This window comes from Acinetobacter sp. ANC 5054, assembly GCF_002135295.1.
In the GTDB taxonomy this organism is placed as follows: domain Bacteria; phylum Pseudomonadota; class Gammaproteobacteria; order Pseudomonadales; family Moraxellaceae; genus Acinetobacter.
In genome coordinates this window covers 20,171-41,861 of record NZ_NEGG01000011.1, presented here as the reverse complement: position 1 = coordinate 41,861, position 21,691 = coordinate 20,171, and the positions used below count along the sequence as shown (strand labels likewise).

The window sequence follows — 21,691 nt, the reverse complement described above, 5'->3', positions numbered from 1 at the left end:
GCAATGCGAATTTTTTCTTTTGTTCAAAACTATATTGTCATGAAAATACGTTAGATCCCACAAAAATTGTTGGACAAACTGAATCTGCTTTTCATTTATAACGACCTACTTCAACGATGTAAAGTAGGTCAAAGTGCAATTATTCAGCTTTATAGTCTTTACTAAACACAATAATTTTAGTGGTGGACATAAACAATACATCACCATGTTGGTTCAATGCATGCGTTACATAACTGACAATAGCACGGTCATTTTTACTTTTAGATGGCGTAATAGCTGAAATTTCAACCTCTGCATGTAGTTTATCACCAGGCCGTGTTGGACGTGGCCAGCGCAGACTTGACTCAGAGCCGATTAGACCATAAGCGACAGGGAAGCATTCCGTCCATAAACGCATCGTTACTGCCGCAGTATGCCAACCGCTTGCAGCTAAACCCTTAAATACTGGATGTTCTTCGGCTTTATTTTCATCTGTATGAAATTCCTGAGGATCGTAAGCATGTGCGAATTGTTTAATTTCTTCTGTCGTCATTTCATATTCACGACTAACAAAACGATCACCGACTTTAAGGTCTTCCAAATACAGCATACTAATCTTCCTTTGATTGTTTCTTTTGTTGCTCAATTAAAAAGCCACCCGTTTGGCGCTGCCACAGATGAGCATATATTCCATTGAGTGCGACAAGCTCATCATGCGTACCTTGTTCTGCAATGCGCCCTTGATCTAACACAATTAAACGGTCCATTTGAGCAATCGTCGAGAGGCGATGTGCAATGGCAATGACCGTCTTACCTTGCATCAAGTCATCTAAACTTGACTGAATCGCAGCTTCAACCTCTGAATCTAGCGCACTGGTTGCCTCATCTAAAATCAAAATCGGCGCGTCTTTTAAAAATACTCGTGCAATGGCAATACGTTGACGTTGACCACCTGACAGCTTAACTCCACGTTCACCAACAAAGGCGTCATAACCACGTTGTCCACGTAAATCAATGAGTTGAGGAATAAATTCATCCGCTTTAGCTTTTCGAACAGCACTATACATTTCTTCATCGGTCGCATCTGGGCGACCATATTTAATGTTTTCTTCAACTGTGCGGTGCAACAGAGAGGTATCTTGAGTAACTAAGGCAATGTTTTTCCTTAAGCTATCTTGAGTAACATCTTCTATATTTTGCCCATCAATCGAAATACGACCTTGGTTGATGTCATAAAAATGTAGAAGTAGTTGAATTAATGTTGATTTACCTGCACCTGAACGCCCGACAATCCCGATTTTCTCACCCGGACGAATGGTCAAATTAAAATGATCAATCACATTTTTATCGTTATAAGCAAAACTCACATCTTCGAATTTGATTTCACCATGTTGAACTTTTAAGTCCTGTGCGTTTTCTTTATCTTGGATTTGAATCGGTCGTCCCATGGTTTTCATACCATCTTGAATCGTACCGACATTTTCAAATAAAGCGGAAGTTTGCCACATCATAAACTCAGAAATACTGCTGAGTTTTAAGATCATTGCTGTTGCGGCAGCAATCACGCCGAGTTCCGCTTGACCATCCATCCATAGCCAAATAGCGGTTCCTAGAACACCACCATACAGTACGATAATGAGTAGGTTGGTCGTGATGTTATATCGAGCACCCAAACGCATCTGTTTATAGACCGTGACCATGAATTCTTTCATAGACGCTTTGGCATAGCGACTTTCACGTCCTGCATGTGCAAATAGCTTAACGGTTTGAATATTGGTATAGGCATCTGTAACGCGGCCTGTCATCACGGCACGGGCGTTGGCTTGTTCATTAGAAATTTGGCTTAACTTAGGAATGAAATAGCTGGCAGAGGCGATAAAAAGGACCAACCATAATATTAATGGAATCACCAAAAGCGGTGAAATTGCGCCTAATATAATGGTGATTGAGATTAGGTAAATAAATACATAAGCCACCATGTCGCCAAGAATGATCCAAAATTCACGCACCGCTAGGGCAGTTTGCATGACTTTGGCAGAAAGACGACCTGCAAAATCATTATGGAAAAAATCTAAGCTCTGCTTTAACAGTAAATTATGAAATCTCCAACGTAAGCGCATTGGAAATGTACTGTATAAAATTTGATGCTTGATAATGGTTTGCAGACAAGAGAAAAAGATATTCGCAAATAAAATAAAGCTTAAAATAGTCAGGTTCGTTTGATGTTGCTGTAAAAAAGTATCTGGCTGTGATTGGCTTAGCCAATTCACTAACTCACCAATTTTCGCATACAACAAAGCCTCAAAGCTTGCCACACCTGCAGTGCATAAAACTAAGATCACTAAATACTGTTTTACGCCTGTAGCCGCTTGCCAAACAAAAGGAAAAAATTGGGTTGGGAGTGGTTTATCGAGATCCTTTTCAGGATAAGCGTCAACTAATCTTTCAAACCATTTAAGCATGCAAATAACCTGAGAATTTTACTGTTATCGATCGAATTTTTTGGATAAATCGAGTGTAAATGATTCAGGTGATTTAAACCATGCTGTTTTGTTGAGATAAGCTAAGTTGGTTGACCGCAAAAATTCATACAATTGAAATGTACAACACGATTTCGACCTTGGCGTTTTGCTTCATACAATGCTATGTCTGCATGTTTAATCAAATAATCTAGAACTGGATATTCAGGGATGATTTTGGATACACCAATCGATACAGAAAATTTAATCTCAATATTATTAATGATTAGCGTGTGCTGTTCCATTTTATGTCTAAGCCGTTCAGCAATTTTCAATGCATCAGCCTGAACAGTATAGGGGAGAAGGACAATAAATTCTTCACCACCGAATCTCGCCAATAGGTCATTAAAACGCATTTCATTTTTGGCAATTTCGGCAATTTTACGCAATACCTGATCACCAATATCATGTCCAAATTTGTCATTAATACTTTTAAAATGATCAACATCAAAAATAAATAAACTGGTACAGACTGTTTTAGGGGTTTCTCGTATTTTTTGATTCGCAGCATGGACAAATTGTCTGCGATTGCTGATTTGCGTCAGTTCATCTGTATGGGCAAGTTTGCGCAGCGTGTGATAATTCCAGTCATCTAATAATGCGCGCAAAAAGTTTTTACGAGAATTTAAAGTATTGTTCCAGCAAATATAGATACTAAAGAGCAGAATTGGCACATATACAAATAAGAAAATAATGAAATCGTTAAATGCATTTAGGCGCCAAACACCAAATAAAATAGCACAGCTAATCATTGCAGAGCTAATCAAGGACGGACGAAAATGAACTTGAATACTGAGGTTGCCTAAGACAATTAAAATAACTGCTGCATATTGGTAAGTTAGAACGTTATCACTTGTTGAATGTAACAGTATCTCAAACCATAAAACCGCGGAGAGACAGGTCGCGAGCGGCAAAATTAAATCTAAAAGTTGAATGCGTTTGATATATTTGAATAAAAAATAATTAAGACCAAATGCACCTACAATGGCAATGATTCTGATCATCCCAGATAAAACTTCGACATCGGGCAAGACATAGCGATCTGCCCAAAAATAAATGAGGAATGCCAGTTGTGCTACAAAGTTAACTTGTCGTAAATACTGTTTTTGATTGAAATACAAAAACTTATGATAGGCATCTTTAAAACGTGCAGGAATACAGGCAATTGGGTCGAGCAAAGCTGCTTCAATCCGCTCACGGTTATCTATATCACAAGCCTCAGCTTTGATGAGCGTATGCTTAACAGGTGATTGATTCATCGAATCAAACATTTTTTCTGTCTGAGTTTTAACTGACTTCTGAGAAGGTGTAAAAATGCCTTCCATGATCAAGTCCTTATTTTAGATGTGTTTTATGATCTATTTACCAAATAGTATATAATTTAATTAATTTTTGTATACAGTATGTACGATATATTTCATCAATTTAACCAGTATATTTTTTTGTGAGTCTAAAAACTGACTTTAACGCTATAGACAAGAAGTACAAAAAATAAGCATATAGAATTAATCTGAATCAAAAGTCTGAGTAGCTGTAATCGTCTTAAAATCTTCACCAGAAGGTGCTTGATAGACTTTTAAACCAAACTCAGGAATGATCGCAATTAAGTGATCAAAAATATCCGATTGAATGGCCTCATAATCTTTCCAAGCAATGGTATTGCTAAAGGCATAAATTTCAAGGGGAAGACCTTCACTGGTCGGTTGCAATTGACGGACTAAAATCGTTTGATGCTGGGCAATACCGGTGTGCTGTTTTAAATAAAATTCAACATAAGCGCGAAATGTACCTAAGTTGGTCAAACGACGTTGATTGTATTGAGATTGGTTGCTCAGTTGTTGGTTAAAGTGGGCGAGTTCTTCGTGCTTAGTATCAAGATACTGATCTAATAAAAGAAATTCTTTAAGTTTGTTCTGTTCATCTTGGGTCATGAAGTGGACCGAACTTTGATCGATATATAGTGACCGTTTAATGCGTCTAACCCCAGCTTGTGCCATGCCACGCCAATTTTTAAAAGTATCTGTTACCAATTTATTGGTCGGTATTGTGGTAAAAGTCTTATCAAAGTTTTGAACGGTAATGGTATGTAATGACATATCAATGACATCGCCATCCGCATTTAGAGAGGGCATCTCTATCCAGTCGCCTATACGCACCATGTCATATGATGAAATCTGTACTGATGCCACCAACGATAAAATAGTATTTTGAAACACCAACATCAATACTGCAGCCATAGCACCAAAGCCTGCGAGTAAGGTAAACACATCTTTTTTTAAGAATGTACCCAAAATCATCAGTCCACAGACTAAAAAGATGATCAATTTGACTAACTGTAAATAGCCTTTAATGGGTTTGTTTCTAGATTTCGGATTGCGTTGATAGATGAGATTAAAAATATTTAATAATTCAGAAATTGCGAGTGCGATCGTTAAAAAGATGAAAGCTTGACACGCCATTTGTACCAGAGTTACAAATTTAGCCGAAAGGTGTGGCACAGTCGTGATGCCATTTAAAATCACGATGGCGGGAACGATATTGGCAAAGCGTTTAATGACACTATGTTCAGCCAAAATTTGGCTATGACTAAATGCCATTTTCGATACTAGCTTGCGGATACCACGCACCACGATCTGTTTGGCAATAAAGTTAGCAAGAATGGCAAAAAGGATGAGGAGACTGAGTGAAGTCAGCATCTCAAGCCACGGATATTGATCTGACCAATCTTGAATATTTTGTATAAACTGAAATTTTTCCAAAATCATCCTTATCTTCTTTATCAATACGCTAGGTTTATTGGTTAATCTATTGTAATTATGATGATTATTTAAGCAAATTTTTCGCCAATATATTTACTGAGCCACGACATGTTTTGATCATGATGTTACTTAGCTAAGCATTGAATCGATTAGTTAAACGCTTAGTTATGGAATAATTAAACCCTTCAAAATTGGTGTGTAAAACATAAAAAAAGCCCCCAAATTGGGAGCTTTCAAACGATGTGTGAAGTCTTACCACATCAAATCATCAGGAATGACATAAGCCGCATACGGATCTTCTTCGTCCGTGGTTTGCTCATTCACTTCAGCGTTATTGACGATAATAAACCCTTCCATCTTGGTATTGATTCGATCGGCCAAGGCTTTTGGTAAAAATGCATAACTTGCATTTTCACGTGCGATCACAAGGCTACCAGAAACGAGGGCATTGTAGATTTGTTGGTTGATATAGACTTTTTTGATTTTACTATCATCAATAAATTGATAGGTCGACTCACCATCTGTATCACGAATTTTATGCTGCCCGATCATTTGCATGATTGCAGCTTTTAATTCTTTTTCATGTAAAACAGCTTTTCGACCTTGCTCTAAAGCTTGATCTTTTGCCATTTTTTGTTGCTGATCTTGCTCAATTTTCGCTTTGATTTCAGCTTCATTGCTTTCACCTGTACGTTTTTCATGTACAGCTTGTTTAGACAATTTTTTTGCCTTTTTATTATCGACCAGACCTGCTTTGAGCAGTTGAGCCTGTAATGCATTTTTAACCATAGTACGTTCCAACTATTCGTGTATATGTCGATAATTCAAGTAAATGATCCAATACACTGCACTCATGATAAGACTTAAGGCAGCAGGGATCAGGAATGCGTTTAATTTTAAATAAGGATAAAGCCCACTGGCAAGTAAACCACCAAGAATAAATCCAGTCAGGATGAGCACATGTAAAATAATGCGCTTTGGTTCGAGCCCCAATCCACGTGCTTTATAACCCAGCGCTAAACCGAGATCGGTTAATACACCAGATAAATGTGTGGTTCGAATGATGGTGCCTTTGTAGTGGCTCACCATTGCATTTTGCACACCCATTGCGACACAAGCCCAAAGTAAGGCATAGCGAGGGAAATAGGGTAAAAGAAACCAACATAGCACAATAAAAAAAGCCACCAAGCTTAAAGGCGTTCCGTAACGCCGATTTAAGCTAAAGTGACTATTTCCAAGAATCAGCCCACTATAAAATGAACCAATCACATAACACAGCACGATCAAAACCAAATAGAGAATGGTTTCGGGTTGCCATTCAATCATAGCCATTGCCAGCATGCTGACATTACCTGTCATGTGTGAAACGGATTGGTGCAATACAGTCACCAGTCCAAGTACATTAATCATGCCTGCATTTACGGCAAGAAAGAATGCTCCAAGTTGGATCCACAATGGCAAAGTCTGAAATGGCATGGCATATGTTAAAAAATATCTATTATCAAGATATTACTTTAAACCACGATCGACTGCAGCAGTAAATAATACGTCAGTCGAAGAGTTTAATGCGGTTTCAGTTGAATCTTGAAGTACGCTGATGACCATACCAATGGCAACCACTTGCATAGCGATATCGCTTGAAATACCAAACAGGCCACAAGCCACCGGAATGAGCAATAATGATCCACCAGCAACACCTGAAGCACCACATGCAGAAACCGTTGCAACTACAGATAAAATCAACATTGTTGTGAAATCAACTGAAATACCTAAAGTATTTACTGTCGCTAATGTCAAAACGGTAATCGTTACTGACGCACCCGCCATGTTAATCGCTGCACCTAGAGGAATTGCCACACTGGCAGTCGATTCTGGAACACCTAAACGTTTTGCAAGGTCAAGGTTCACGGGGATGTTTGCAGCAGAGCTACGGGTAAAGAATGCGGTGATCCCACTTTCACGTAGACATTGGAATACTAATGGATATGGATTAGAACGTGTCATAAATGCCACCATCAGTGGGTTGATGACCAATGCAACAAAGAACATCGTACCGATTAAGACAGCAAGTAAGTGTCCATAACTGATCAGTGTTTTTAAACCTGAGTCGGCAAATGTAACAGCAACCAAACCGAAGATACCAATAGGTGCAAAGTTAATCACTAAACGGATGACTTTATTCACCGCATCAGCAGCATCAGATAAGAATAATTTGGTGGTATCCGTTGCATGACGAAATGCAATACCTAAGGCTACAGCCCAAGCCAAAATACCAATGAAATTTGCTTCAGAAATTGCTGTAACAGGGTTTGCGACAAAACTTAATAATAAGTTTTTCAAGATTTCAGCAAGACTGCCTGGTGGAACAAGATTTTCTGCAGCAACATCAAGAATCAATGTACTTGGGAAAAAAATACTGACAATCACCGCACTGAGTGCCGCAAGGAACATACCCAATGCATACATGAACATAATTGGCTTAATGTATGCATTGCTGCTACCAACTCTGAAATTTGCAATGGATGACAATACAAGTACAAATACCAGTATAGGTGCTACGGATTTCAATGCCTTAATGAATAGATCACCAAGCAAACTTAAATATGGTGCAACGCCCGGAGCAACAACAGCAACCAATACGCCCAAAATGATGGCGATAATAATTCGGGTTACTAAACTCAAGCGTGTAAATGCTGAAAACATAGGAGAGCCTTGTCAGAATTACTATGACAAATTGATGAAAATTAGCCACATATTTTATACGAAAATGTGGAATGCTTAAAAAATAATTTTATTTAAAAATAAATATATGATTTTCATATATTATTTATTTGTATCGTTTCGTAATCTACGAAATTCAGAAATAAAGCCTGAATGACTTTGTATAAAGCGTGAACACATTTAGTCATGCGTTATATCTGATATTCAGACGTAGGCGTCGCTAATTCCCGAATGGCCAAATAATGCGTCATAAAAATTTGACCACTTAAATGCGTCAACAGTTTTGAATGCTGTAATTTGTCCATGACAGGACCTTTGACTTCTGAAAAATGCAGTCGAATTTTCAATTTAGAGAGTTCAGCATTGAGATCTTCCAGCATTTCCAATGCACTTAAATCGATGGAACTAACACTGGAACAATTGATAATCACATGTTCAAGTTCTGCATTTTTACTGACTTCATTGATTAAAAAACCTTTAAGTGCGTTGGCATTTAAAAAACTCAAATTTTCATCAATACGCATCGATAAAATATGCGGCGCAGTATACACATGATGACGCTGAACATTTCGAAAATGTTGAGTGCCTTCAACCAAACCAATCACTGCCATGTGCGGACGACTGATACGCCATAACATCAAAATGAAGGTTGAGATAATACCGATGATTAGACCTGTTGAGATATCAATACAGACCACACCAAAGAAGGTGACCCACATGGCAATACCGTCTGCTCTAGAATAACGCCACGTATCTAAAAATGGTTTGAAGTCTACCAATTTCCAAATTGAGACGATAATCGTTGCCGCTAAAATGACGAGCGGTAAGTCTCGGAAGAAACCTGTAAAGTACAGGCTTACAACGACAATTAATAGTGAAGACAATACGCCTGCCATTGGTGTTTTCGCCCCAGCGTCAGCGTTTACTACAGTGCGCGACAAGCTGCCAGTGACAGGGAAAGAGGAACTAATCCCCGCACTTAAATTTGCTAGACCTAAAGCAATAAGTTCCTGATTACTATTTAACTGACTTCGCTGTTGTAATGCCGTCGCTTGGGCAATCGATAATGACTCCACAAAACTGATCATCGCAATCATGGTTGCACCAGGAAGTAGGGTTTGAACCATTTTCCAGTTCCAATGCGGAAAACTGAGTGGTGGAAAACCTGAGGGAATTTCGCCAACGGTTTTAATGCCGACATCTTGTAAATTCCAATACATCACACAAACAATAGATAAAAACACTAAAATCAATGGAATGGCTTTACTAAAAAATGCTGTCGCTCCAATGCGAGATTGTACGGATTGAGATGCTAAAACTTTGGGCATGTAAATCAGAAATAGAATGGCGATGATACCGAAAGTCAAAGACGCAAAATTCGTTAAGCTCAAGTATTGCCAGAGTGAAATAACAAATTCTGGAATATTGTTGCCAGCTAAAGGGACATCAACTAAAAATTTGAATTGACCTAAAGCAATAAGAAGAGCAGAAGCGATAATGAAACTTTTAATGACAGGATGGCTAATCAGTTGGATCAAAAAGCCAAAACGTAACATACCCAGAAGTAAGGATATGATCCCTACCAGCAACGCCAATAAGGTTGCTGCTTCGATATAAACGGGTGAGCCGACTTCATAGAGGGGATTTAAAGTGGCAAAAGTCATCATTGAGATAATGGCGACTGGGCCAATGGACAGCGTTGAACTACCGCCGACCAGTGCATATACAATCATCGGTAAAATGCTGGCATATAAGCCCATGATTGGAGGTAAACCAGCAAGCATTGAATAAGCCATGCCTTGAGGCACCAACATTGCAATGACAATTAATGATGCCAATACATCAGATTTAAATTTGACGGGGGTATAAGTCTGTAACCATTGCCAAGCAGGAATATGCTGCAGCAGAGATCTTTTTAAATCTGACATATAAATTTCTAAATCACAAATTCATATATATTATGCACAAAAAGTGATAAGAAGTGTTGAAAAGCAAAGATTCAATTTGAAGATCTGGGCGTTATTTTTAGTTTCGCTCATTTAGTATAGATTTTAATTTAAATATATAATTGATTAATTTGAATATTTATTTTTTGATATCAAATAAAATGCTGCTCATTGTAGCTCTACAATTGTATTGAACAGCACTAAAATAGAATGAAATGTTGATTTAATGATGCTTAAAAGGCTGTTGGCAATACAAGTTATACAATGTATTCAGCACTTGGACTAAATTGGCATCTTTAATGGAATAATAAATTTGTTTACCGTCACGACGCGTCATGACGACATCGCTCTTACGCAACATCATCAACTGTTGTGATAAGGTGGGCTGTTTAATTTCAGTGATTTGTTCAATCTGTGACACATTTAATTCTTGCTGTGCCAGATGACATAAGATTAGTAGACGATCCGTATTTGCCAGCGACTTCAAAACGCCCACGACTAATTCGGCAGAATCACGCATAGTGGTGATTTCCAGATCGGTATTCATTGGAAATGTCCATAGGATTAACAACAATCCAAGTATACGGATATCAGGGTTTAATACATTGAATAAATAAGACAATTTCTATGGTTTTTAGTGAATTCTTATATCAAAAATAATAATATGTACAAAATTAGTTCATCAGTTAATTTTATTGCTAGATTTTAGTGCAATCTATCACAAAAATACGTAGTGATATAAGACATTAGCTTAAAAATACATGCAGAGTTTTATTTTGGTTGTATGATCTAAAGATCAATTCATTACAAATACATCAGGGAAATATTCATGACTACAGATTCAGCTTTTCCAGTACCTGGCAATTTAGGTATTGCGGTTTATAGTAATAATGCGGAAGCGATTGGCAATACACCTCTTGTTCGCATTAATCGTGCCATTCAATCTGATGCAACTGTATTAGCTAAAGTTGAAAGTCGTAACCCTGCATTTTCTGTTAAATGTCGTGTGGGTGCAGCGCTCATTGCAGATGCAGAAGAAAAAGGTTTGTTGAAACCGGGCATGCACATTGTTGAGCCAACAAGTGGTAATACCGGGATTGCACTGGCGTTTGTTGCTGCGGCAAAAGGTTATGACATTACTTTAACGATGCCATCAAGTATGAGTATAGAACGTCGTAAAGTACTCAAATCTTTTGGTGCAAACCTAGTGCTAACCGAACCTGCAAAAGGTATGAAAGGTGCAGTAGAAGAAGCACAGCGTTTGGTGGATGAGCATCCAGATACGTATTATTTACCTCAACAATTTGAAAACCCAGCCAATCCTAAAATCCATGAACTCACTACAGGTCCAGAAATTTGGGAAGCGACTGCTGGTAAAGTAGATATTTTAGTTTCAGGTGTAGGTACTGGTGGTACGATTTCAGGGATTTCAAGCTATTTTGAAAAAGTGAAAAATCAGCCAATTTACTCAGTTGCTGTTGAGCCAGCAGAATCACCAATTATTGCACAAGCGAAAAAAGGTGAGTCTTTAACGCCTGGTCCTCACAAAATTCAAGGTATTGGTGCAAACTTTATTCCAGGTAACTTAGATCTAGATCTTGTTGACGAAGTGATGGGGATTGAAAGTAGCGAAGCCATTGAATGGGCGCGTAAAACTGCGACTCATGAAGGAATTTTAGTGGGTATTTCAAGTGGTGCTGCAATGGCTGCTGCTGCAAAACTTGCGGCACGTCCTGAAAATGCCGGTAAAAATATTGTGGTGATCTTGCCAGATGGCGGTGAACGTTATCTTTCTTCAGTGCTCTTTGAAGATATTAGCGCAGACTAATTGGTTCTTTAAAAGAAAAGCCCTTTCAGCAGAATGGGCTTTTTAATTTGCGAATCATAAATCAGAATTTTAAGAGCATTTATGCTGCATCTTGGTCGATATTAGAGTCATCATTATTTTTCTTTTTTGATCTCGTTGGAATTGTTCCCATTTTTCTAGAAATGTATTTAAAAAAAAACCTGATATAACACAGACCGTGACTGCAGGGATGACCACCTGCAAGAGCCAGACGTCAATATGGTCGAGACTCCAGCTTAACAGTAAAAATAAAAATGCTATGAAATAAGCACAGTTGAAACTTAAATTTGACAGTTTGTACATTCGATAAAGATCGTATTTGGATTAGGCATCGTCAAAAATATATCTTACTCAATTCTGAGTTGATGTATAGGTTTATTATCAAAAAAACCAACTGACCGCTTGATGATTATTCAAAATTACTGATATTGAACTTTCATTAGTCAATCAATTGATTAAGGTGGTTTTGTATAAAAAGCTTGACCTTCCAATTGTGTCAATGTTTAAGCTATAGCATGTCATAGAATCTTTGAATTGAGATATCCTCATGAGTTTACAAACACCATCATCCCCATTGTATGAAGGAACACTCGCAATTGAGGGAATGACTTGTGCATCATGTGTTGCACGTGTCGAAAAAGCATTGAAAAAAGTAGAAGGCATAGATGAAGCCTCTGTAAATTTGGCGACAGAATCTGCGCATGTTAGAAGTCATACACCGATTGATTACGCACAATTGATTCAATCTGTAGAAAAAGCAGGTTTTGATGTTGCAACTGAAAGTTTTGAATTTAACATCGAAGGCATGACCTGTGCTTCTTGCGTGGCACGCGTTGAAAAAGCCATTCAAAAAATACCTGAAGTCATTTCAGCTCAAGTCAATTTGGCGACGGAAAAAGCCAGTATTCAAGCCATTTCAAGTATTGATAAAAAACAAATTATTCAGGCGATAGAAAAAGCAGGCTATTCAATTGCAGTTCAAGATATTGAACTGAATATTGAAGGGATGACCTGTGCATCATGTGTTGCCCGTGTTGAAAAAGCCTTAAATGCTGTTGAAGGTGTGACCCGTGCCAATGTGAATTTGGCGACGGAAAAAGCCTTTGTTCAAGCACCAGCTTCTAAAACTGAAGACTTAATCGCTGCGGTTAAAAAAGCAGGTTATAACGCGCAAGTGGTTCAGGCAGACCAGCAATCTTCTCATGCAAAGAAAAAGCAGCAAGAGCAGGATGTTTTAAAACGCGATTTAATCATAGCTTTGGTTTTGGCAGTCCCTGTTTTTATCTTGGAAATGGGTTCACATATGATCCCAGCCTTTCATCATTTTATTGCTCATAGCATTGGCACACAAAACAGCTGGTACATTCAATTTGTGTTAACGACCTTGGTGCTGATTTTCCCAGGAAGACGTTTTTATCAACATGGTCTACCTGCATTATTGCGTTTAGCACCAGATATGAACTCACTTGTCGCCGTGGGTACATTGGCTGCATTTGGTTTTTCATGTGTAGCAACTTTTGCGTCCCAATTGCTTCCGCAAGGAACAGTGCATGTGTATTTTGAAGCAGCAGCCGTGATCGTTGCCTTAATTTTACTCGGACGTTTTATGGAGGCAAAGGCCAAAGGTAAAACTTCCCAAGCCATCCAGTATCTTGTTGGTATGCAACCTAAAACAGCGCGTGTAGAACGTAACGGTCAAACCATTGATCTGCCAATATCCGACGTGCAAACTGGCATGATCATCGAAATTCGGCCTGGTGAACGTTGCCCTGTAGATGGTGAAGTGATTTCGGGAAATAGTTATATTGATGAAGCCATGATCAGTGGTGAGCCAATTCCTGTGGCGAAACAAATCGGGGACCAAGTTGTTGGCGGTACCATTAATCAAAATGGTCATTTAAAGATTAAAGCTACTGCTGTAGGGCAAGATTCTGTTTTAGCTCAAATTATTCACATGGTCGAACAAGCTCAAGGCTCTAAGCTTCCGATTCAAGCTTTAGTGGATAAAGTGACCCTATGGTTTGTACCTGTAGTGATGTCACTGGCTGTCATAACATTCTTGGTTTGGTATTTTGTGGGACCTGAGCCAAGTTTAACCTATGCTTTGGTTAATGCTGTAGCTGTACTGATTATTGCCTGTCCTTGTGCCATGGGTTTGGCAACACCAACTTCAATTATGGTCGGTACAGGTCGTGGTGCAGAATTGGGTGTGTTATTTCGTAAAGGTGAAGCCCTTCAACAGTTAAAAAACACTCACGTTGTGGCGGTCGATAAAACAGGCACATTGACTGAAGGCAAGCCAAAACTGACAAATTTTGAAGTTGTCGATGGATTTGATAAAGATCGCGTTTTTCAAATTTTAGCATCCGTAGAAAGTAAGTCAGAGCATCCTATTGCTTATGCAATTGTAGAGGCCGCAAAAGATTTAAATCTTGATTTGCTCGATGTTGAACATTTTGATTCGGTTACAGGTGCGGGGATTCAAGCACTAGTTAATGGTCAGCAAATTTATATTGGCGCAGATCATCTGATGCATAAATTAGGTTTAGAGACATCGATATTTTCAGAACTTGCTGAACAGATGGGTAATGAAGGTAAAACGCCACTTTATATTTCAATCGATCAGCAATTGGCAGCAATTGTAGCTGTAGCTGATCCAATCAAAGATACGACATATTCTGCGATTCAAGCGTTACATGATTTAGGACTGAAAGTTGCCATGATCACGGGCGATAACCGTCATACAGCAACAGCAATTGCAAAGCAGTTAAAGATAGACCATGTCATTGCAGAAGTAATGCCTGAACAAAAAGTCCAGTCAGTACAAGAGCTACAAAATGCGCATGGCATTGTGTGTTTTGTCGGTGATGGTATTAATGATGCACCAGCACTTGCCCAAGCAGATGTAGGTATGGCAATTGGTACAGGTACGGATGTGGCAATTGAAGCTGCCGATGTCGTGTTAATGTCAGGAAATTTACAAATGGTGCCGACAGCAATTTCCTTAAGCACTGCAACAATGAATAATATTCGCCAAAATTTATTTTGGGCCTTTGTTTATAATGCCGCATTAATCCCTGTGGCAGCAGGTGTTTTATATCCATTTTTTGGCATATTGCTTTCACCAATGTTCGCCGCAGGTGCGATGGCATTATCATCTGTCTTTGTGGTTTCAAATGCACTTCGCCTCAAAGGCTTTAAAGGTCCTGAATTTGAGGAGTCTTAATATGAATATCGGTCAAGCGGCAAAAGTATCGGGTATCTCAGCCAAAATGATTCGTTATTATGAATCTATTGGCTTGCTCAACAACGCTAAACGTACAGAAGCTGGTTATCGTATTTATAGTGAGACAGATGTTAAAACTTTGAGTTTTTTGCGTCATGCACGTGATTTGGGTTTTTCATCGGAACAAATGAAAGAATTGCTAGATCTGTGGAAAAATGATGAAAGACAAAGTGTTGAAGTGAAAGCATTGGCTTTGAAACATATTCATAGCTTGAATCAGAAAATTGCTGTTTTACAAGCGATGGTGGAGATATTGCAACAGTCAGTAGATGGCTGTGCGGGTAATGAGCAAGCAGACTGCAATATTTTGAATCAAATTGAAAAAGGTATGATGGAATGTTGCCATGTGCCCAAAACCTAAAAGCACTTGACCTTACTATTGTGGCAAGGTTTATAGTCTTGAACAGTGGATCAAGAGGAAGATAAGATGAAATTTCGTATAGACAATATGACCTGTGGTGGTTGCGCACGTAGCGTAACGGCGACCATTAAAGACTTAGATGAAAATGCCAATGTAAATATAGATGTGGCAACGAAGTTGGTTGAAGTTGAATCAAGTGCTAGTGCCGATCAAATCATTACTGCTTTAACTGAAGATGGCTTTCCACCAGTCATTGCATAAGACCGATAATTCGTAATTGATAATAAGCCGAACGGAAGTTCGGCTTTTATTTTGATGTATAAGCACTGCTTTATACGGCAGAAATTTTATCTGGCGTCATCAAGGCCTGATTCACATATAGCTTAATCAAGCGCTCACGTGAACCAATTGATTTTTGATAATGCGTCGAATTTAGTAGCAGGGAAGCACCGTAGGTCACAGTCCAGATATAAGATAAATAGTCTCGAATCGACATAGCACTATCCAATGATTTTAAATATTCACTGGTCATGTCTTTAATTTCAATAATACGTTCTTCACGGACTTGATATAATTCTTCAAATAGTTCTTTTAATTTGCGCTCATTATTGGTTAAGCGTTCTTCAATAACATGTAATAATATGGTTCGATTTGAATTCAGCATATTATAAAGCATATATTGTGAAACATAGGTTTTAATATCGTGATTATATTTTTTTGAAATTTCTAATAATCTTTTTTCATTTAATATAATAAGTTCTAAATATAACTGGTTTTTACTTTTAAAGTGTTTATAGATTGTGCCTTTGGCTATATCTAATTCACAGGCTAATTCACTGAGCGTGATGTCTTGATTATTGTCTAATAGCAGGGTTTCTGCCATGGCTAAAATTTTCTCCTTACGCAGGATAAAATTTTGTTGGCGTACTGAGCTCATGTTACCTGTTCCATATACATCTTAAGAGAGAACAAGCCTAGCTTATGCTAGAACTTGCAGTAGTTACATTCCACTATGGTCTCAAATTTGACACAAACTGGCTTAAAAATAAACATATTAGTGAATGATGTAACGAATATAAATTTCATAGCGTCAATTTAATGTCAATAAAACTGAACCCAAGAGGTCATAATTTTCAAATAAAATTCCATTTTGAAAAAATTTAATTTATTGTCTTTTCGCTTTTACAACAAAAGCAGTATTTAACATAACGGTATAAGTGGATATTTTGATTAATAATCACTGAGATTAAATGTGAATATGGTTCATATTATGTTTGGTTTATATCGAATCTTAGGTATGGATTTTATTTCTTTAATGAATTTATATATTTGTGAAAGTAAAATACTGCAAAATATTACAGGTTTATTATTATAAACTTGTAGGTAAAACACGATAACTATTACTCAAATAGCTATCTACATGATTAAACAGATTTTTAAAAATTCTCTCAAAATAATCCTTATTTTGTGTGGGAACGTGCAACTTTAAAAAAGTAGTTTGTCTGTAAAGACAAAGCCTGAAAAAAGGAAAGTACAATGCCAATATACAATGCGCCTTTAAAGGACATGGACTTCATCTTAAATGATGTATTTCAAGCAGATGAGTTCTGGCAATCAAATGAAAAACTAGCCCACATCGACATGGCAACTGCAAATGCCATTTTGGAAGAAATGGCGAAGTTTTCTAAAAACGTGATTTTAGACTTAAACCGTACAGCAGATGAAGAAGATGGCGTGCAGTTTAATCAAGGCGTTGTCACTACTCCTACAGGTTTTAAAGATGCATTCAAACAATTTGCCGAAGGCGGTTGGGTGGGTTTAGGTGCGTCCGAGGAATGGGGCGGTCAGAACATGCCAAAAATGCTGACAGTACTTGCCGATGAAATGATTTGGAGTACTAATCCATCATTCATGCTCTATCCACTTTTGACAGTGGGCGCAGGCATGGCGATCAATGACCGTGCATCGCAAGAGCAAAAAGAAACCTATTTGCCAAAATTTTACACGGGTGAATGGTCAGGTACGATGTGTTTGACTGAACCGCACTCTGGAACAGATTTAGGGATTATTAAAACCAAAGCAGAATCAAACAATGACGGCTCATTCAATATCACAGGTACAAAAATCTTTATTACCAGTGGTGAGCACGATCTGTGTGAAAATATCATTCATTTAGTTTTGGCAAAAACGCCGAATGCGCCAGCAGGTTCACGCGGCATTTCACTGTTTATTGTGCCTAAATTCCATGTGAATGCAGATGGTTCAATCGGTGAGCGCAATGCAGTGTCAGCTGGCTCAGTTGAGCACAAAATGGGCATTAAAGGTTCAGCAACGTGTGTGATGAATTTTGATGGTGCCAAAGGCTATATCGTAGGTAATGAAAACGAAGGTCTAGCGGCAATGTTCGTGATGATGAACTACGAGCGTTTATCCATGGGCATTCAAGGCATTGGTGCAGCAGAGTTTGCCTATCAAAATGCGGCACAGTATGCGACTGACCGTTTGCAAGGCCGTGCAGCGACAGGGGCACAATCTCCAGAAAAACCAGCGGATTCAATTCTAGTTCATGGTGATGTACGCCGTATGCTGCTCAATGTCCGTGCAAACAATGAAGCATCACGTGCATTTGCTGTCTATGTGGGTCAACAACTGGATATTACTAAATATTCAACAGATGAAGCGGCAGTGAAAAAAGCCAATGACCGTGTGGCGCTCCTGACTCCAATTGCGAAGGCATATTTAACCGATAAAGCACTAGATTCAACTTTAGAAGCGCAAATGTGTTTTGGTGGTCATGGTTATATTCGTGAATGGGGCATGGAGCAATGTATACGTGACTTGCGTATTTCACAAATTTACGAGGGCACCAATGGGGTACAAGCCATTGATTTAATCGGTCGTAAAACCACGAAATGTAATGGCGCATTTATTGCGGAGTACATTGCAGAAATTCGTGAATTTGCAGCGTCTATGTCTGACTCTAAAGTGAAAACTGCTACCGCTCAGGTGTGTGATGAACTAGAAAGCTTAACGCAATTTATTGTTGAACAAGCGAAAACTACACCTGATTTTGCCAACTCAGTGGCAGTGGATTACTTACATGCTGTGGGCTTGCTCAGCTTTGTTTATATGTTTGCGCGCATTAGTAAAGCTGCAGCTGTGAAACCTGAAAGCTTCTTCCAAAATAAATTAGTACTCGCAGAATATTATGTAGAAAAAGTGCTTCCTGACTTGGCAGCACGTGCACAGCGAATCAAGGCGGGTTCAGCGTTGGTCATGCAATTATCTGCAGAATACTTCACCGCTCAGTCTTAAGCAGACATCGAAATTTCAGCAAAACCCCTTATGATGGACAACGCCAAGGAAACAGCCACGTTTCCTTGGATGTTAAAAACTTAAAAGATTTAAATCAGGACGAAATAAAAAATGATTGTAATTGTAGACGGCGTACGTACACCGATGGGTGGCTTTCAGGGTTCACTATCATCGTGCACAGCTCCAGATTTAGGTGCAGCAGCTATTCAAGCTACAGTATCTCGTGCAGGCTTACAACCGGCTGATATTGATGAAGTAATCTTTGGTTGTGTATTGCCAGCGGGTTTAAAACAAGGTCCTGCGCGTCAGGCAATGCGTCAAGCAGGTTTACCTGACTCAACGGGTGCAACCACCATCAATAAAATTTGTGGTTCAGGCATGAAAGCCGTGATGCAAGCAGCTGATGCGATTAAAGCGGGCTCAGCAAATATTGTGGTTGCGGGCGGTATGGAGTCGATGTCGAATGCGCCATATTTATTAGAAAAAGCGCGTGCAGGCTACCGCATGGGACATGGTAAAACCACAGACCACATGTTCCAAGAAGGTCTAGAAGACGCTGAAACAGGCCTTTCGATGGGTATTTTGGCACAAGAAATGGCAGACAAAAAAGGCTATACCCGTGAACAGCAAGATACTTTTGCCATTAACTCATTAAATAAAGCAGTTGCAGCCATTAATGGCGGTTTCTTTAAAGATGAAATCGTGCCTGTAACGGTGAAAAGTCGTAAAGGCGATGTGGTTGTCGATCAAGATGAGCAGCCATTAAGTGCGAAGCCTGAAAAAATTCCAACACTTCGTCCTGCATTTAAAAAAGACGGTACGATTACTGCGGCCAATGCCAGCTCAATTTCAGATGGTGCATCTGCATTAGTCATTACCTCTGCTGAAACTGCAAATGAACGTGGTTTAAAGCCATTGGCAAATATTGTTGCTTATGCCACCAATTCACAACACCCTTCAGAATTTACCATCGCGCCAGTGGGTGCGATTGAGAAAGTCCTACAAAAAGCGGGATGGGATGCTCAAGACGTTGACCTTTGGGAAGTGAATGAAGCTTTTGCCATGGTGACCATGCTGGCAATCGATGGATTTAACTTAGATGAAGCAAAAGTAAACATTCATGGTGGTGCTTGCTCACTTGGTCACCCATTAGGTTCATCAGGTTCACGTATTATTGTGACGCTTTTGCATGCTTTAAAACGTACAGGCGGTAAAAAAGGTGTCGCGGCACTCTGTATTGGTGGTGGTGAAGCGACAGCAATTGCGGTTGAACTGCTGTAATTTACCTACATTTTTATTGAGATAAGCTGTTTTTTTGACAATTTGTTTTTTAGACAGGGCGACTGTTAGATAGCTCATTTCTAGATTCGTAAGTTTTTGGATAAGCAATAACAAACGCTATCTCAGTTCGCTAGGATGGCGAATAACGAGATGTTTATTTTGAGATTTTTATTATGAATGGTTTAGATCGCATTCGCTTACTCTCCCTTCGCGACAAAGTCATGTCTGCCGAAAAAGCGATTGAGTTAATTCAAGATGGTTCAGTAGTTGGTTTAAGCGGTTTTGGTGGTGCAGGTGAGGCAAAAACTGTGCCTCTAGCACTGGCAGATCATGCAGTTTCACATCCTTTACGGATTACTTTAGCCACGGGTGCAAGTTTGGGTAACCGAATTGACGGTCGCTTAAATGAAGCACATGCCATTGCACGTCGTTATCCTTATCAAGCGGATCCCGGTTTGCGTAAAGCGATTAATGCCGGTGAAGTGATGTATATCGATCAGCATTTGTCGGAAATGGCAGACAATATTCGCCATCATAATTTGCCACGCATTAATGTGGCTGTGATTGCGGCAACAGCGATCACTGAAGATGGTCAAATCATCCCAACGGGTTCATGCGGTAACTCGGCGAACTTTATTGAAATGGCGGATCATGTGATTGTTGAAATAGACAATACCATTAACCCAGTTCTTGAAGGTGTGCATGATATCTATGTACCCAAAGCGCGCCCAAACCGTGCCCCAATTCCTTTAACGCAAGCATGTGACCGCATTGGCACCATTGGCATTCATGTCAGCCTAGAAAAAATTTCTGCAATTGTGATCAATGATTTACCTGATACACAGTTCAAAATGGATGAGCCAGATGCTGAAACTTTGGCAATTGCTCAGCACCTGATTACGTTTTTTGAAGCTGAAGTTGCACAAGGGCGTTTGCCTGAAAATTTAGGGCCACTGCAATCGGGTGTTGGTTCTATTGCCAATGCCGTATTTGCAGGCTTTGAACACTCCAATTTTCATGATTTGGAAATGTACTCGGAAGTGCTTCAGGACTGTACATTCCAACTGATTGATTCAGGCAAAATGAAGTTTGCTTCAGGTTGTTCAATGACGTTGTCTGAGCCTTGTGCTCAGCATGTGATGAATAATTTTGATCAATACAAAGATAAAATTGTGCTGCGTCCGCAAGAGCTGTCGAATAATCCTGAAATTATCCGCCGACTTGGTATTATTGCCATCAATACGGCATTGGAGTTTGATATTTACGGAAATGTAAATTCAACCCATGTAACAGGCACAAAAATGATGAATGGTATTGGCGGTTCTGGTGATTTTACCCGCCATGCGCATATTGCCATTTTCGTGACCAAATCGATGGCGAAAGGCGGTGCAATTTCATCTGTTGTACCTATGGTGAGTCATACCGACCACACAGAACATGATGTAGATGTGCTGGTGACTGAACAAGGTCTGGCGGACTTGCGTGGACTTTCACCACGTGAACGTGCACGTAAAGTTATCAATATTTGCGCGCATCCTGAATATCGCGAAGCCTTGATGAGTTATTTTGAACGTGCTTGCGAGCGCGGCGGGCAAACTCCGCATTTACTTAATGAAGCATTGTCATGGCATGCCAAATTTGAAGAAGCGGGCAGTATGAAAACTGCTTAAATTAATAC

17 protein-coding genes are annotated in these 21,691 nt (G+C 39.2%); 7 read left to right on the top strand and 10 right to left on the bottom strand.

The genetic code is table 11. From position 1 onward, the window contains the following. Positions 1-139 precede the first annotated feature (139 nt). The 9 genes from B9T33_RS11715 to B9T33_RS11675 all read right to left on the bottom strand — a co-directional run bounded on the left by B9T33_RS11715 (position 140) and on the right by B9T33_RS11675 (position 10,471). Positions 140-589 (bottom strand): MaoC family dehydratase, encoded by a 450-nt coding sequence (locus tag B9T33_RS11715; RefSeq protein WP_086179087.1) that lies wholly within the window; start codon positions 587-589, stop codon positions 140-142. A gap of 1 nt (position 590) precedes the next feature. After that, complete coding sequence (locus B9T33_RS11710) at positions 591-2,441, bottom strand: ABC transporter ATP-binding protein (protein ID WP_086179086.1); 1,851 nt, start codon at positions 2,439-2,441, stop codon at positions 591-593. Positions 2,442-2,542: 101 nt separating this feature from the next. Beyond that, positions 2,543-3,823: a GGDEF domain-containing protein gene (locus B9T33_RS11705; RefSeq protein WP_228145820.1), complete on the bottom strand. Its 1,281-nt coding sequence runs from the start codon at positions 3,821-3,823 to the stop codon at positions 2,543-2,545. Between the two features lie 180 nt (positions 3,824-4,003). Further along, positions 4,004-5,257: a mechanosensitive ion channel family protein gene (locus tag B9T33_RS11700; protein WP_086179181.1), complete on the bottom strand. Its 1,254-nt coding sequence runs from the start codon at positions 5,255-5,257 to the stop codon at positions 4,004-4,006. A 252-nt stretch (positions 5,258-5,509) separates the two neighbouring features. After that, positions 5,510-6,046, bottom strand: coding sequence for a DUF2058 domain-containing protein (locus B9T33_RS11695; protein ID WP_086179085.1), 537 nt, complete (start codon positions 6,044-6,046; stop codon positions 5,510-5,512). Between the two features lie 12 nt (positions 6,047-6,058). Beyond that, a complete protein-coding gene (locus tag B9T33_RS11690) occupies positions 6,059-6,733 on the bottom strand; it encodes a YoaK family protein (RefSeq protein WP_086179084.1) in 675 nt (224 codons plus the stop codon). A gap of 33 nt (positions 6,734-6,766) precedes the next feature. After that, the gene (gene sstT, locus B9T33_RS11685) at positions 6,767-7,960 is read right to left on the bottom strand and encodes a serine/threonine transporter SstT (protein WP_086179083.1); all 1,194 of its coding nucleotides are present in this window, start codon (positions 7,958-7,960) and stop codon (positions 6,767-6,769) included. A 209-nt stretch (positions 7,961-8,169) separates the two neighbouring features. After that, positions 8,170-9,906: a SulP family inorganic anion transporter gene (locus B9T33_RS11680; protein ID WP_086179082.1), complete on the bottom strand. Its 1,737-nt coding sequence runs from the start codon at positions 9,904-9,906 to the stop codon at positions 8,170-8,172. Between the two features lie 241 nt (positions 9,907-10,147). Beyond that, entirely contained in the window at positions 10,148-10,471 is a 324-nt protein-coding gene (locus B9T33_RS11675) for an ArsR/SmtB family transcription factor (protein ID WP_086179081.1), read from the bottom strand. A gap of 282 nt (positions 10,472-10,753) precedes the next feature. Between B9T33_RS11675 and cysK the strand changes: the two genes are divergently transcribed. From cysK to B9T33_RS11655, 4 genes are all read left to right on the top strand, one after another. Then, entirely contained in the window at positions 10,754-11,752 is a 999-nt protein-coding gene (gene cysK / locus B9T33_RS11670; protein WP_086179080.1) for a cysteine synthase A, read from the top strand. 565 nt (positions 11,753-12,317) lie between these two features. Then, a complete protein-coding gene (locus B9T33_RS11665; RefSeq protein ID WP_086179079.1) occupies positions 12,318-14,996 on the top strand; it encodes a heavy metal translocating P-type ATPase in 2,679 nt (892 codons plus the stop codon). A gap of 1 nt (position 14,997) precedes the next feature. Continuing rightward, the gene (cueR, locus tag B9T33_RS11660) at positions 14,998-15,417 is read left to right on the top strand and encodes a Cu(I)-responsive transcriptional regulator (RefSeq protein ID WP_086179078.1); all 420 of its coding nucleotides are present in this window, start codon (positions 14,998-15,000) and stop codon (positions 15,415-15,417) included. A 66-nt stretch (positions 15,418-15,483) separates the two neighbouring features. Next, positions 15,484-15,678 carry a heavy-metal-associated domain-containing protein gene (locus tag B9T33_RS11655; protein ID WP_086179077.1) on the top strand — a complete coding sequence of 65 codons (195 nt, stop codon included), beginning with the start codon at positions 15,484-15,486 and terminating at the stop codon, positions 15,676-15,678. 70 nt (positions 15,679-15,748) lie between these two features. On the opposite strand, the gene B9T33_RS11650 is transcribed toward B9T33_RS11655, so the two are convergent. After that, the gene (locus B9T33_RS11650; protein ID WP_086179076.1) at positions 15,749-16,354 is read right to left on the bottom strand and encodes a TetR/AcrR family transcriptional regulator; all 606 of its coding nucleotides are present in this window, start codon (positions 16,352-16,354) and stop codon (positions 15,749-15,751) included. 599 nt (positions 16,355-16,953) lie between these two features. On the opposite strand from B9T33_RS11650, the gene B9T33_RS11645 reads away from it, so the two are divergent. The 3 genes from B9T33_RS11645 (at position 16,954) to B9T33_RS11635 (ending at position 21,683) form a co-directional block, all read left to right on the top strand. Further along, positions 16,954-18,732, top strand: a complete 1,779-nt coding sequence (locus tag B9T33_RS11645) for an acyl-CoA dehydrogenase C-terminal domain-containing protein (RefSeq protein WP_086179075.1) — start codon at positions 16,954-16,956, stop codon at positions 18,730-18,732. Between the two features lie 111 nt (positions 18,733-18,843). Beyond that, on the top strand, positions 18,844-20,013 hold the full coding sequence (locus tag B9T33_RS11640) for a thiolase family protein (RefSeq protein ID WP_086179074.1): 1,170 nt from the start codon (positions 18,844-18,846) through the stop codon (positions 20,011-20,013). A 173-nt stretch (positions 20,014-20,186) separates the two neighbouring features. Next, the gene (locus B9T33_RS11635; RefSeq protein ID WP_171263629.1) at positions 20,187-21,683 is read left to right on the top strand and encodes a succinate CoA transferase; all 1,497 of its coding nucleotides are present in this window, start codon (positions 20,187-20,189) and stop codon (positions 21,681-21,683) included. Positions 21,684-21,691: the final 8 nt, after the last annotated feature.